Genomic DNA, 13,733 nt, shown 5'->3' on the forward strand with positions numbered 1-13,733 from the left:
CGCCACCGCAACGGAGTAACGTCCCATGGCTCACAAGAAGGCAGGCGGTTCGTCCCGGAACGGTCGCGATTCGGAAAGCAAGCGGCTCGGTGTGAAGAAGTACGGCGGCGAGCGGGTCATTCCCGGCAACATCATCATCCGGCAGCGCGGCACGCGCTGGCACCCCGGCGAGGGCGTCGGCATGGGCAAGGATCATACGATCTTCGCCAAGGTCGAGGGCGAGGTGAGCTTCTCCAAGGGCGGCCTGAAACCCACGATCAACGTGATCGTGCCGGCGCCGGCGGCCGAGTAAGGGTCCGCCGGTCATGATACGGCGGGCCGCCACGGCGCCCGCCTTCACCGGCCAAGCGCCGGAACCGACATCATCCATTCCCATCGGAACTGACGCCATGACACGCGTCCGCACGAGCGGCGGAGGCCGACGGTCATGAAGTTTCTCGACGAGGCCCGCGTCTATCTGAAGAGCGGCCGCGGCGGGCATGGCTGCCTGTCGTTCCGGCGCGAGAAGTACATCGAGTTCGGCGGCCCCAACGGCGGCGACGGCGGCAAGGGCGGCGACGTGGTCGCCGAGGCCGTCGAGGGGCTCAACACCCTGATCGATTTCCGCTACCGCCAGCACATCCGCGCCGACAACGGCCGCCCGGGCGAGGGCGCGAACCGCACCGGCGCCAACGGCGCCGACGCGGTCTTCCAGGTTCCCATCGGCACCCAGATCCTGGACGAGGAAGGCGAGGAGGTCATCGCCGACCTGACCTATGCCGGCGACCGCGTTGTGCTGCTGAAGGGCGGCAATGGCGGCTTCGGCAATACCCACTACAAGTCGTCGACGAACCGCGCGCCCCGCCGCGCCGACAAGGGCTGGCCGGGCGAGGAAATGCGGGTGACGCTCAGGCTGAAGCTGATCGCCGATGTCGGGCTCGTGGGCCTGCCCAACGCCGGCAAGTCGACCTTCCTCTCCGCCGTCAGCCGCGCCAGCCCCAGGATCGCCGACTATCCCTTCACCACGCTGCATCCCAGCCTCGGCATCGTCGAACAGGACGGCAAGCGCTTCGTCGTGGCCGATATCCCGGGCCTGATCGAGGGCGCGCACGAGGGCGTCGGCCTGGGCACCCGGTTCCTGGGGCATATCGAGCGCTGCCGGGCGCTGTTTCATCTGGTGGACGGCACCGCCGAGGATCCGGCCGGGAACTACCGCACCGTCCGGGCCGAGCTGGAAGCCTATGGCGCGGGGCTGGAGGAGAAGGTCGAGATTGTCGGCCTGAACAAGGCCGACGCCATGTCCGAAGAGGAAATCGCCGAGCGCCGCGCCGCCCTGATCGAGGCGTCCGGCCGCGAGGTGGTTGTGCTCTCCGGCGTTTCCGGGCGGGGCGTGCCCGAGGCGCTGCGCATCCTGCGCCGCGCGGTCGAGGCGGAACGGCCGAAGCCGGGACAGGAGGCGGAACCGTGGCGGCCCTGAGGGGCGCGGCGCGCCTGACCGGCGCCAGGCGGCTGGTGGTCAAGATCGGCTCGGCCCTGCTGGTCGATCAGGCGAGCGGGGAACTGCGCCGGGACTGGCTGGCGGCGCTGGCCGCCGACGTGGCCGAGGCGCGGGCGCGGGGCCAGGACGTGGCCATCGTCTCCTCCGGGTCCATCGCGCTCGGCCGGCGGCGGCTGGACATTCCGCGCCGCCGTCAGCGGCTGGAGGACAAGCAGGCTGCGGCGGCCGTCGGGCAGATCGCGCTGGCCCACGCCTGGCAGGAGGCGCTGGCCGCGCATGGGCTGGATTGCGGCCAGATCCTGGTCACCTTCGGCGCCACCGAGAACCGCCGCCAGTATCTCAACGCCCGCTCCACGCTCGAGACCCTGTTCCGGCTGGGTTGCGTGCCCGTGATCAACGAGAACGACACCGTGGCGACCGCCGAGATCCGTTATGGCGACAACGACCGCCTCGCCGCCCGCGTGGCGCAGATGATCACGGCCGACTGCCTGGTCCTGCTGTCCGACGTCGACGGCCTCTACACCGCCGATCCGGCGAGCGACTCCACGGCCGTTTTCGTAGCCGAGGTCGAGGCGCTGGACGAAACCGTCATGGCCATGGCGGGGACGAGCCGCAGCGGCGTCGGCGTCGGCGGCATGGCGACCAAGTTGCAGGCGGCGCAGATCGCCGTCGCCGCCGGCTGCAACATGGCCATCGCCGACGGCCGTGTGCTGCACCCGCTGAAGCGCGTGGCCGAGGGCGCCCGCTGCACCTGGTTCGCCGCCAACCAGACGCCGCGCACGGCGCGCAAGCAGTGGATCGCGAGCGCCCTGAAGCCCAGCGGCGCGCTGGTCATCGACGATGGCGCGGCGCGGGCGCTGGCGAAGGGCCGCAGCCTGTTGCCGGCCGGGGTGCGCGCGGTGGAAGGCGACTTCGACCGCGGCGACGCGGTGTGGATCCGCGACGCAGGTGGCCGCGTGCTGGGCCGGGGCCTGTCGGCCTACGAGGCGTCCAACGCGCGGCGGATCGCCGGCCACAAGAGCGATGAAATAGAGACCCTGCTCGGCTATCGTGGCCGTGACGAGATGATCCATCGCGACGACCTGGTGCTGGAAATCGTGGAAGAGGAGCTTCGGTCATGAGTGTAGTGGAAGCCGATTTTGCCGGCGATGCAGACCTTGGCGGACGCATCGCAGAGATGGGCCGGGCGGCCCGGTCCGCCGCCCAGGCGCTGGCTGTCGCCCCGACAGAAGCGAAGAACCGCGCCCTGACCGCCGCCGCCGCCGCCATCCGTGACCGCGCAGGCTCGATCCTTGCCGCCAATCAGGTCGATATCGAGGGCGCCGAGGCCGCCGGCCTTTCGGCGCCGCTGATCGACCGCGCCAGACTGGACCGCGCCCGGCTGGAATCCGTGGCGAAGGGCCTGGAGGACATTGCCGCGCTTGCCGATCCGGTGGGCTCGGTGATGGCCGAGTGGGAGCGGCCGAACGGGTTGAAGATCCAGCGCGTGCGCACGCCGCTCGGCGTCGTCGGCGTGATCTACGAAAGCCGCCCCAACGTGACCGCCGACGCCGGGGGTCTCTGCCTCAAGGCCGGCAACGCGGTGATCCTGCGCGGCGGCCGCGAGGCCTTCCATACCAACACCGCCCTGCATGCCGCGCTGGTCGAGGGCCTGAAGGCCGCCGGCCTGCCCGAGGCGTCGATCCAGCTCGTCGCCACCACGGACCGCGCCGCCGTCGGCTACATGCTGGGCGCGGCGGAATATATCGACGTGATCGTCCCGCGGGGCGGCAAGTCCCTGGTCGAACGGGTCCAGCAGGAGGCCCGCATGCCGGTCTTCGCCCATCTGGAGGGGCGCTGCCACGTCTATGTCCACGCCGCGGCGGACCCGGAAATGGCGCGCGACATCGCGGTCAACGCGAAGATGCGGCGCACCTCGATCTGCGGCTCGGCGGAGACCCTGCTGATCGACCGCGCCATCGCCGGAGAGGCCGGCCGCGACATCGTCGCCGCGCTGATCGAGGCGGGCTGTGAAGTGCGCGGCGACAAGGGCGTCGCCGCCCTCGACGACCGCGTCGTCCCGGCACGGCCCGAGGACTGGGACACGGAGTATCTCGCCCCGATCATCAGCGTGGCGCTGGTCGACGGCGTGGCGCAGGCGATCGACCACATCCGCACCCACGGCTCCGAGCACACCGACGTCATCGTCACCGAGGACGCCGAAACGGCGGCGCGGTTCCTCAACGAGGTGAATTCGGCCATCGTCATGCACAACGCCTCCACCCAGTTCGCCGATGGCGGCGAGTTCGGCATGGGCGCGGAAATCGGTATCGCCACGGGGAAGATGCACGCCCGCGGCCCCGTCGGTGTGGAGCAGCTTTGCAGCTTCAAGTACGTCGTGCGCGGCACGGGCCAGACCCGCCCCTGAATGACGCACCGCGGACTTCGCATCGGCCTGCTGGGCGGCTCGTTCAACCCGGCGCATGACGGCCATCGCCATCTCAGCCTGGAAGCCCTGCACCGGCTCGCCCTCGACGAGGTCTGGTGGCTGGTCTCGCCGCAGAACCCGCTGAAGGCGACGAAGGGCATGGCGCCGCTGGCCCGCCGCCTCGAACACGCCGAACGGCTCGCCTGCCATCCGCGGATCAGGGTCACCGACATCGAGGCGCGGATGGCCACCCGCTACACGGTCGACACGCTGGCCGAACTGAGGCGCCGCCACCCGGAAGACCGCTTCGTCTGGCTGATGGGCGCCGACAATCTGCGCCAGCTTCCCGGCTGGGACCGCTGGACGGAAATGATGGCGCTCGTGCCCGTTGCCGTATTCGACCGCGAGCCCTATTCTTGGAACGTCCTGACGGGGCAGGCGGCGACCCGGTTCCGGCGCGCCTATTGGCGGCAGTCGGACGTGCGGGCGCTGGCGGATGCGAAACCGCCGGCGTGGTCCTTCATAAGGATGCGGCGGCACCCCATGTCAGCGACGGAGGTCAGGGCGCGCGGCGCCACCCCCTGGCCTGTCGAGAACCCCTTGTAACGGCGCCGCCAAAGGAGGACAGCCATCGTCGACCGCGATGCTGCACACGGGCCCGTGGACGAACTGCTGGGCCTGATCACGACGACCCTCGAGGACAACAAGGCCGAGGATCTCGTGCGTATTGACCTGGAAGGCAAGACGGACATCGCCGATCACATGCTGGTCGCCTCGGGGCGCTCGGCACGGCACGTCTCGGCCATTGCCGACCATGTCGTCGAGAAACTGAAGGACGCCGGACACGGCCGGGCCCGCGTCGAGGGCGCGGGCGCCTGCGACTGGGTTCTGGTGGATGCGGGCGACGTCATCGTCCACATCTTCCGCCCGGAAGTCCGGGACTTCTACAACCTCGAGAAGATGTGGGCCGCCGAGCTGTCGAAGCCGGAAGCGGACTTCGCGACCGGCTGACTTGCTCCGCATCGCCATCTGCAGCATAGGCCGGTTCGGCCGCGGGCCGGAGCGGACGCTGTTTGACGTCTATGCGAAGCGCCTGCCCTGGCCGCTGGACCTGCATGAGCTGGAAGACCGCAAGGGCGGTTCGGACGCCGAGCGGAACCGGCGCGAGAACGCGTTGTTGCGGGAGCGCGCCGCCGACGCCCAGGCGGTGATCGCCCTCGACGAGCGGGGCCGGGAACTTGACAGTCGCGCCTTCGCGGCCGAGCTGGGTGGCTTCGCCGATGACGGGCGGCGCGATATCGCCATCCTGGTCGGCGGCGCCGACGGGCTGGATGACGACTCCCGGGCGATGGCTGATCTCACAGTCAGCTTCGGCCGCCTTACCTGGCCGCATCTCCTGGTCCGCGCCATGCTGGCCGAGCAGCTCTACCGCGCCCACACCATCCTGACCGGCCACCCCTATCACCGCGACTGACCGGACTGGCGGGCGAAACGCCTCCTATCTCTCCGGCAGGCTGCGCAGAAAGGCGATGATCGCGTCCATGTCCGGGTCGGAGATGTTCGCGTAATAGCCATAGGGCATGGGCGGCAGCATCTTCGAGCCGTCGGGGCGCACGCCCTCGCGGATCATCCGTTGGACCTCTGCATCCGAGTAATCTCCGATGCCGGCCGGTGTGATGTTGGTCGAGACGACCGTGCCGAAGGGCAGGTGGAACTCCAGACCCCCGGCGCCGAGCCGGTTCTCCCAGTCCGGACCCTTCGGCCCCATCGGCGAATGACACTCGATGCAATGCCCCGCCGGACCGGCGAGATAGGCGCCATAGGCCAGCCGGTCTTCGCGGTCGGGTTCCGGCACCGTGGCCACCGGCGGGCCGTAAGCAGGCGGCAGCGGAATGTTGTAGACCGATTTCGGCACGGCGTTTCTTGCCGGTTCGACCTGGCGCATGTAGGCGACGATCGCCTGTGCGTCGCGGTCCGAGAGGCCGCGATAGAGCGCGATCGGCATGGGCGGGCCGATGATCGAACCGTCGGGGCGCCGGCCTTCGCGGATGGCGTCGATGATCTGCCGGTCGGTCCATCCTCCGATGCCGGTTTCCGGGTCCGGCGTGATGTTCGGAGCGCTGGCGGTGAAGGCCGGATTGCTCTCGATCTCCGCCCAACCGGCCAGCTCCATGCCCGGCAGTTCGCCCTCGGGTCCCTTCGGCGTGTGGCAGTTGCCGCAGGCCACGATGGCGCGCATCAGATAGGTTCCGCGCTCAAGCAGGGTCTCCTCGGCCTGGACGCCGCACGCTGCGAAGAGCGCGCCCGCGATCGCCACGACGGCGAGCCCGTTTCTCAGAATGGTCATGTCTTCCCCCTCTCCGGCCTCGGCCGGGATGCCCCTTGCGGCAATCATAATGCAGCCGCATTTGGCGATCATTGGTTTTCGAGCCGCCTTTGACCCATCCCGGCCATCGGAAAACACTCAAAATCCGCCCCGCACTCCGCTATATAGCCCGCCATGACCGAAGACGATTCCAAGACGAGCTACCGCCCCGTTGTCCTGTGCATCCTGGACGGCTGGGGCCACCGCGAGGCGCGCGAGGACAACGCCATCCTGATGGCGCGGACGCCGAACTGGGACCGGCTCTGCCGGACCTGTCCCCAGAGCCTGATCGAGACCTCGGGCGTCGCCGTGGGCCTGCCCGATGGCCAGATGGGCAATTCCGAGGTCGGCCACATGAACATCGGGGCCGGCCGCGTGGTGCTGCAGGATCTGCCGCGTATCGACGAGGCCATCGAGCAGGACCGTCTCGGCGATCTGCCCGCGCTGCGCCGGCTGGCGGAGAAGGCGGGCCGTGTGCATCTGATGGGCCTGCTGTCGCCGGGCGGCGTGCATTCGCATCAGGATCACATGATCGCGCTGGCCAGGGCGCTGGCGGCGAACGGCGTCGAGGTGCTGGTCCACGGCATCCTCGACGGCCGCGACACGCCGCCGAAGTCGGCCCGCGGCTTCATCGAGACCTTCGAGGCGGCGCTGCCCGAGGGCGTGCGGCTGGCCACCGTCATGGGCCGCTACTGGGCCATGGACCGCGACAAGCGCTGGGACCGGGTGAAGCTGGCCTTCGACGCCATCGTCGACGCCGGAGTGGCCGACTTCGCCGACGCGCAGACCGCCCTGGCGGATGCCTATGAAGCCGGCGAGACCGACGAGTTCGTCAAGCCGCGCCGGATCGGCGGCTATGACGGCGTACGCGCGGGCGACGGCCTTCTCATGGCCAATTTCCGCGCCGACCGCGCCCGCGAGATCCTCACCGCCCTGCTGGACCCGCATTTCGACGGCTTCGACCGCTCCCGCATGCCGGACTTCGCCGCGGCCGCCGGCATGGTCGAGTATTCGGAGGCGTTGAATCCCTTTCTCGAGACGCTGTTCCCGTCCGAGAATCTGGAAGACACGCTGGGCGAGGTCGTGGCCAAGGCGGGGCGGACCCAGTTGCGCATCGCCGAAACCGAGAAGTACGCCCATGTCACCTTCTTCCTGAACGGCGGTCAGGAGACCTGCTACGAAGGTGAGGACCGGATCATGGTGCAGTCGCCTGACGTCGCCACCTACGACCTGAAACCGGAGATGTCCGCGGCCGAGGTCACCGACCGGCTGGTCGAACGCATCGGCGACGGCCGGACGGACCTGATCGTGGTGAACTTCGCCAATCCCGACATGGTCGGCCATACCGGCGTCGTGGCGGCGGCGGTGAAGGCCGTCGAAGCCATCGATGCCTGTCTGGGCCGGGTCGCCGAGGCGGTCGAGGCCGCTGGCGGCGCCATGCTGATCACCGCCGATCACGGCAATCTGGAGATGATGGCGGATCCGGAGACGGGCCAGCCGCATACCGCGCACACCACCAATCCGGTGCCGCTCACGCTGGTCGGCGGGCCGGCCGGGGTGGCGCTGAAGGACGGCCGTCTGGCTGACCTGGCGCCCACGGTACTGAAGCTAATGGACCTGGCGCAGCCGGCGGCGATGTCCGGCCGTGTCCTGCTCGCGCCGGCCGCGGCGGCCGAAGAAAGGACCCGGCGCGCCATTGCATAGACTCCTGCTTCTCGCGCTGGTGTCGTGGCCGCTGCTGGCGGCCGCCGACGAGGTGCGGGACCTCGAGGCCGCGCGGGAGGACCGGGCGGCCGCGGCGGCGGAGGCCGAGGCGCTGGAACGCGACGCGGAGGCGCAGAAGGCCGCGGCGGCGAAGCTGTCGGCCGAGCTTGCGGAGACGGCGGGCGCGGTGCGCGGCGCCGAAAGCCGCCTCAGCGGGCTGGAGCGGGAAATCGAGGCGCTGGAGGCGCGCCGCGCCGAGCTCGACGCGTCACTGGCCGCGCGGCGCGAGCAGATGGCGGCCTCGCTCTCGGCCCTGACCGGGATCGCCCGGGTGCCGCCGCTGGCGGTGATCGCGCGCCCCGGCGCGTTCGACCGGGCCCGGCTGTCGGCCTCGGCTCTGGCGGGGCTGCGCCCGGCCCTGGAACGGCGGATGGCGGCGATCACCGATGACATGCGGACGCTTGCTGCGACCGAGGCCCGCCTCGCGTCGGCACGGAGCGAAGCGGAGAATGCGCTTTCGGCGCTGGAGAACGACCGCGCCCGGCTGGCGGAACTGGTGGCGGCGCGCCGCGCCCAGGCTGGCCGCACGCAGGAAGCGGCGGAAACCGCTCAGGCCCGCGCGGCGGAACTGGGGCGGAAGGTCCGCACACTGGAAGACCTGGTCAGCCGGCTGGGCGATCTGGAGCCGGTGGCGGCGCCGGAAGGGCGCCGGACGGCGGAGGCGATGGCGGCGTTCAAGGGACGGCTGCCTCTTCCCGCCGAGGGCCGGGTGGTCTCCGCCTTCGGCGAGCAGCGGGGCGCCAATGACGGCAAGGGCATGGCGATCACCACGCGCTCGGGGGCTGTCGTGACCGTCCCGCATGACGCGATCGTGCGCTTTGCGGGCGACTTCCGCTCCTATGGGCGGCTGTTGATCCTCGATTTCGGCGACAGCTATCATTTGCTTGTCGCTGGATTGTCTGGCATCGACGTGGTTGTCGGCCAGTGGTTGCTGGCCGGCGAGCCGGTCGGCCGCATGGCTGTCCGGGAAGACGGCGGACGGCCCGAACTCTATCTGGAGCTGCGCCATGACGGCCTGCCTATCGATCCGGGCCCGTGGCTGGCGCAAAGGCAAGGAAAGACAAGCGGATAATGATGAAACGTACGACAGTCGCCGCCGTCATGTCGGCGGTCATGATCGCATCGGTCAGCATGGTCGCCTGCGCCCCGGCGCGCGCTCAGGACCAGGACCGTGAGGTCTATCGCCTGCTGGAGCTGCTGGGCGACGCCCTGGCCAAGATCCGGTCCAACTATGTCGAGGACGTCGACGACAAGAAGCTGATCGAGGCCGGCATCAACGGCATGCTGTCGTCTCTCGATCCGCATTCGAACTTCCTCAGCCCCGAGCGCGTCAAGCAGATGGAAGTCGACATCCGCGGCGAGTTCGGCGGTCTCGGCATCGAGGTCACGATGGAGAACGGCTTCGTCAAGGTCGTGACTCCGATCGACGATACGCCGGCGGCGCGTGCCGGCGTCAGGCCGGGCGACCTGATCAGCCATATCGACGGCGAACCGGTGCTGGGCCTTTCGCTGACCGAGGCGGTGAAGAAGATGCGCGGCCGCGTCGGCTCCGACATCGTGCTGACGATGATCCGCGAGGGCGAGGCGGAGCCTTTCGACATCACCATCACGCGCGACATCATCACGGTGCAGTCCGTGCGCTCCCGCGCCGAGGGCAATGTCGCCTATATCCGCATCACCAGCTTCAACGAGCAGACCGAAAGCGGTCTGCGCAGCGCCATGGACACGCTGCGGGCCGAAATCGGCGAGGACCAGCTGAAGGGCGTGGTGCTGGATCTGCGCAACAATCCGGGCGGGCTGCTGAACCAGGCAATCGCGGTTTCCGACGCCTTCCTGGAGCGCGGCGAGATCGTCTCGACCCGCGGCCGCGGCGATGACAACATCGAACGCTACAACGCCAAGTCGGGCGACATCGCCACCGGCCTCCCGGTGATCGTGCTGATCAACGGCGGCTCGGCCAGCGCTTCCGAGATCGTCGCCGGCGCCCTGAAGGACCACAACCGGGCGATCCTCATGGGCACCAAGAGCTTCGGCAAGGGCTCCGTGCAGTCGATCATCCAGCTCCAGGGCGGCAATCGCCTGAAGCTGACCACGTCGCGCTACTACACGCCGTCGGGAACCTCGATTCAGGCGACCGGCATCCTGCCCGACATCGAGGTGCCGCAGGCGACGCTGGAAATCATCGACAATCCGAACGCCCGCTCCGAGGCCGATCTGCGCAACCGTCTGGAGAACGACACGGACAACGGCGACGGTTCCGCGCCCGACGCCGGCCAGCCCGGCGCGTCGGCGCCGGAGGGCGGCGAGACGCCTCCGGACTATCAGCTCCAGCGGGCGCTCGACGCGATCCGGGCCATAGATCTGGCGCGCGCCGGCTCGCTGAAGTAACGCCGGGCAACCCGGAGAGATGGCGGCGCACGGCAGGCGTCCGGCGGCACAGACGGCGCTCCTGATCGTCGCGCCGCTGCTCGTCCTGGCCTATGCCGGGGTGATCGGCTGGCTGTGGTGGGCCGGTCCCCCGGAGGACGCCGCTGCGCCCGAGCCGATGGCGGAAACGGGAGAAGCCGCGACGCCGCCGGCGGCCGTGAAGAGCGGGGAGGCGAGTCCCGCCGCCGAAGCGCCGGCGCCCGCGCCGCAGCCCGCCCCCGAACCGGAGCAGCCCGCCCCCGAACCGGCGCCGCAGCCGGAACCCGAACATCCGGCGCCGCAGCCTCAACCGCAGCCGGAACCGGAAGCGGCGCCCCGCCCAGCGCCCGAGCCAACGCCCTCGCCCGAGCCGGCGCCGGAAGGTGTCGAGGAATTCGAACGCACGCCCCTGCCGCCTGCGCCGGACCCGGAACTCACCGACCGCGGCCGGTACGGGCCGCTGCCGGTCCGTTCCCCCGACGGGCGGGTGGCCTGGCAGGCCTATGGCCGCCCGTTCGAGCGCGAGGCCGGTCAGCCCGTGATCGCCATCGTCATGTCCGAAGTCGGGCTGGCGGAGGCGGCGACGCTGTCCGCCATCCAGGATCTGCCGGGCGAGATCTCCCTGGCCTTCAGCCCCTATTCGACGCGGCTGGACGAATGGGTGCCGGCGGCGCGCGCGGCCGGCCACGAGGTGCTGATCCAGGTGCCCATGGAGCCCCGCAACACCGCCTTCGACGATCCGGGCGACAAGGCGCTGCTGTCGACCAACCAGCCCGAGGTCAATGTCGACCGGCTGCACTGGGTGCTGTCGCGGGCGGTGGGCTATGTCGGCGTGACCAACTTCATGGGCTCGCGGATGACCGTCTCGCCCAAGGACATGCAGCCGATCCTGGAAGCCATCGGCGCGCGCGGGCTGCTCTATGTCGACGCGCGCGTGACCCCGGCCTCGATCGCCGCCAAGCTGTCGGCGGAACTGGGCGTGCCGTCGGTCGCCAACGACCGCTTCATCGACGTCGAGGCCGCACGCGGCCCGATCGACCGGCGGCTGTCGCAACTGGAAGAGCTGGCGCTGGCCCGCGGCGTCGCGGTCGGCTTCGCCCAGCCCTATCCGGTGACGATCGAGCGGCTGCGCACGTGGATACCGCAGATGCGCAAGCGCGGCTTCCGGCTGGCGCCGGTTTCCGCCGTAGTCCGCGTCGGAGGAGGCGAGAATGACGGATGATCCGGCCGAGCTGCCTTACCGGCCCTGCGTCGGGATCATGCTGATCAACCGCGACTGGCGGATATTCGTGGGCCAGCGCATCGATCAGACCGTTGAAGCCTGGCAGATGCCCCAGGGTGGCATCGACCCCGGCGAGGAGCCTGTCACGGCCGCCTTCCGCGAGATGGAAGAGGAAATCGGCACGGCCAGGGCCGAGGTCATCGCCGAATCCCGGGACTGGATCCCCTACGACCTGCCGCCGCACCTGGTGGGCAGGGTCTGGCGCGGGCGCTATCGCGGCCAGTCGCAGAAGTGGTTCGCCATGCGGTTTCTGGGCGAGGACGGCGATATCGACCTGCAGACCGATCATCCCGAGTTCCGCGAATGGCGCTGGACGCCGCTCTCCGAACTGGCCGAGATGGCCATCGACTTCAAGCGGGAGACCTATGCCCGGGTCGTGGCCGAGTTCGCGCCGCTGTTCCCCGCCGGGGCGCGCTGAAGCGTTCCGCGAAGGGATCGAATCACCTGGCGTCCTGGGGCTTGGCCCCAGGACCCAGTCCTTTGGCTCGCTGGGCCCTTGGATCGAGTCCAGGGGCGACAGGATTGCGTGATCCCATCCCTTCGTGAAGCGCCGGGGCGGCTCACACCCACGGACAGTTCGAGTTGCGGTCGCCGAATGTCGCGCCGGTGCGGTAGCGGTCCAGCGTGAAGGGTTTCAGCGTCTCCGGCATGGCGTTGCCGGCCAGCGTCTCCGCAATCATTCGGCCGACGCCGATCATCTTGAAGCCGTGGTTGGAATCGGCGGCCATGAAGACGTTGTCGGCGATGTGGTCGAAGACCGGCACGTTATCGGGCGTGAAGGCGCCGATGCCGCCATTGCGCCGTTCCTTGAAGTCGGCCCGGCATCCCTTGAAGCGATCCATCAGGTAGCTGAGCGTGGCGCAGTAATAGTCCGCGAACCAGCCGTCGGCCTGGTAGAGGTCGTTGAGATGGCCGTAGGGCTCCAGTTCCGCCTCCGGGCCGATCATGACCGGGATGGTGCCGCCCTGCACGCCGGGACGGCCGACGCGCTCGGCGGCGTAGCGCACATAGGTGTAGAAGTGGTCGGAAATCTCCCGCCCGTCTTCTGTCACCACGGGGGTGTTCATCAGTTCCACGTGGAGCACCGGCGCGTCCTTGCCGTTGGCGTCGCGGAAGTCGACGCCGTCCTTCAGGTAGACCTCGCCCTCCAGCAGACGCCAGTAGGTCCACATGTCGATGCCGGCCTCGACATGGCCGTCCGGATAACGCAGGTCCACGCGGTCCTCCCGGCCCAGCCAGCGCCAGTGCACGGGGTTCCAGGCGCCGGCGGCGAGCACGACCTGCTCGGCGCGGATATCCCCGGCGTCGGTGCGGACAGCCTGCACGCGCCCGCCGGCCATGTCATAGCCGGTGACTTCCACGCCATAGACGCGGCGCACGCCGTACTGGCGGCACTTCTGGTCCAGGCCCCAGACCGCCAGATGCGTGCCGGCGTAGCCCGATGGCCGCTCGTGCAGCACGCAATGGGCGACGTCGGTGTTGAAATCGGGCCAGATCGATTTCAGGTGCCGCTTCGCGTCGGCGCCGAGATAGAGATCGGAAGGATAGCCCTGGTCGTTCTGCGATTTGTGGATGCGAATGTAGTCCGCCTCCTGGTTGGCCTCCCCGACCGAGACGTAGCCGACCTGCTGGAAACCGAAGTTCACCGGATCCTCCGACCAGACCTCGACGCTCTCGCGCAGCACGCCGTGCAGCGGGCCGGTCATGTACATGTTGCGTACGCAGCCGCAGGCCAGTCCCGTGGCGCCCGCGCCGGGGCCCTGCTTGTCGATCAGCACCACGTCGGAGCCCTTGCCCCGTCCCGTCGCCTCCAGCTTGCGCGCCAGGTGCCAGGCCGTCGACAGGCCGTGAATGCCGGCGCCGATCACGACGAAGGTCGCCGCCTCGGGCAGCGGAGCGACGTCGAACAGCGGCACCACGGCCGGGTTGACCGGCCGGCCGCCGACGAGGGACGGTTCGGGGCGGTTCTGGAACGGAAAGTACTGGTCGTGCGCGGTCATGGCGGCTCGCGATCCTCCTCCGGTACGGGACC

Annotated in this window: 14 protein-coding genes; 12 read left to right on the forward strand and 2 right to left on the reverse strand. The window is 69.6% G+C overall.

Features of this window, described 5'->3' with window-relative positions; translation table 11 throughout:
* The first annotated feature begins 25 nt into the window (after positions 1–25).
* The 7 genes from TEF_03365 to TEF_03395 all read left to right on the forward strand — a co-directional run bounded on the left by TEF_03365 (position 26) and on the right by TEF_03395 (position 5,358).
* Positions 26–292, forward strand: a complete 267-nt coding sequence (locus TEF_03365) for a 50S ribosomal protein L27 (protein ID ANK79931.1) — start codon at positions 26–28, stop codon at positions 290–292.
* A 135-nt stretch (positions 293–427) separates the two neighbouring features.
* Positions 428–1,456 carry a GTPase ObgE gene (gene obgE, locus TEF_03370; GenBank protein ID ANK79932.1) on the forward strand — a complete coding sequence of 343 codons (1,029 nt, stop codon included), beginning with the start codon at positions 428–430 and terminating at the stop codon, positions 1,454–1,456.
* Positions 1,444–2,598 (forward strand): glutamate 5-kinase, encoded by a 1,155-nt coding sequence (locus tag TEF_03375; GenBank protein ANK79933.1) that lies wholly within the window; start codon positions 1,444–1,446, stop codon positions 2,596–2,598. The genes obgE and TEF_03375 overlap by 13 nt, the downstream gene beginning before the upstream one ends.
* Positions 2,595–3,884, forward strand: coding sequence for a glutamate-5-semialdehyde dehydrogenase (locus TEF_03380; GenBank protein ANK79934.1), 1,290 nt, complete (start codon positions 2,595–2,597; stop codon positions 3,882–3,884). The genes TEF_03375 and TEF_03380 overlap by 4 nt, the downstream gene beginning before the upstream one ends.
* A complete protein-coding gene (locus tag TEF_03385; GenBank protein ID ANK79935.1) occupies positions 3,885–4,490 on the forward strand; it encodes a nicotinic acid mononucleotide adenylyltransferase in 606 nt (201 codons plus the stop codon).
* 63 nt (positions 4,491–4,553) lie between these two features.
* On the forward strand, positions 4,554–4,895 hold the full coding sequence (locus TEF_03390; GenBank protein ANK83253.1) for a ribosome silencing factor: 342 nt from the start codon (positions 4,554–4,556) through the stop codon (positions 4,893–4,895).
* 1 nt (position 4,896) lies between these two features.
* Positions 4,897–5,358, forward strand: coding sequence for a 23S rRNA (pseudouridine(1915)-N(3))-methyltransferase RlmH (locus TEF_03395; GenBank protein ID ANK79936.1), 462 nt, complete (start codon positions 4,897–4,899; stop codon positions 5,356–5,358).
* 24 nt (positions 5,359–5,382) lie between these two features.
* On the opposite strand, the gene TEF_03400 is transcribed toward TEF_03395, so the two are convergent.
* The gene (locus TEF_03400; GenBank protein ANK83254.1) at positions 5,383–6,231 is read right to left on the reverse strand and encodes a cytochrome C; all 849 of its coding nucleotides are present in this window, start codon (positions 6,229–6,231) and stop codon (positions 5,383–5,385) included.
* 153 nt (positions 6,232–6,384) lie between these two features.
* On the opposite strand from TEF_03400, the gene TEF_03405 reads away from it, so the two are divergent.
* The 5 genes from TEF_03405 to TEF_03425 are packed head-to-tail and all read left to right on the forward strand — an operon-like array spanning position 6,385 to position 12,119.
* Positions 6,385–7,953 carry a phosphoglycerate mutase (2,3-diphosphoglycerate-independent) gene (locus TEF_03405; protein ID ANK79937.1) on the forward strand — a complete coding sequence of 523 codons (1,569 nt, stop codon included), beginning with the start codon at positions 6,385–6,387 and terminating at the stop codon, positions 7,951–7,953.
* 19 nt (positions 7,954–7,972) lie between these two features.
* Positions 7,973–9,085, forward strand: a complete 1,113-nt coding sequence (locus tag TEF_03410) for a hypothetical protein (protein ANK79938.1) — start codon at positions 7,973–7,975, stop codon at positions 9,083–9,085.
* Positions 9,085–10,401: a peptidase S41 gene (locus TEF_03415; GenBank protein ANK79939.1), complete on the forward strand. Its 1,317-nt coding sequence runs from the start codon at positions 9,085–9,087 to the stop codon at positions 10,399–10,401. Before TEF_03410 ends, TEF_03415 begins: the two co-directional genes overlap by 1 nt.
* A gap of 19 nt (positions 10,402–10,420) precedes the next feature.
* Positions 10,421–11,641 (forward strand): hypothetical protein, encoded by a 1,221-nt coding sequence (locus TEF_03420; protein ANK79940.1) that lies wholly within the window; start codon positions 10,421–10,423, stop codon positions 11,639–11,641.
* A complete protein-coding gene (locus tag TEF_03425; protein ANK79941.1) occupies positions 11,631–12,119 on the forward strand; it encodes an RNA pyrophosphohydrolase in 489 nt (162 codons plus the stop codon). The genes TEF_03420 and TEF_03425 overlap by 11 nt, the downstream gene beginning before the upstream one ends.
* A 142-nt stretch (positions 12,120–12,261) precedes the next feature.
* Here the strand turns inward: TEF_03425 and TEF_03430 are convergent, their stop codons facing one another.
* Entirely contained in the window at positions 12,262–13,701 is a 1,440-nt protein-coding gene (locus TEF_03430) for a hypothetical protein (protein ID ANK79942.1), read from the reverse strand.
* Between the last annotated feature and the right edge of the window lie 32 nt (positions 13,702–13,733).

Source organism: Rhizobiales bacterium NRL2 (genome assembly GCA_001664005.1).
Classification (GTDB): domain Bacteria; phylum Pseudomonadota; class Alphaproteobacteria; order Minwuiales; family Minwuiaceae; genus Minwuia.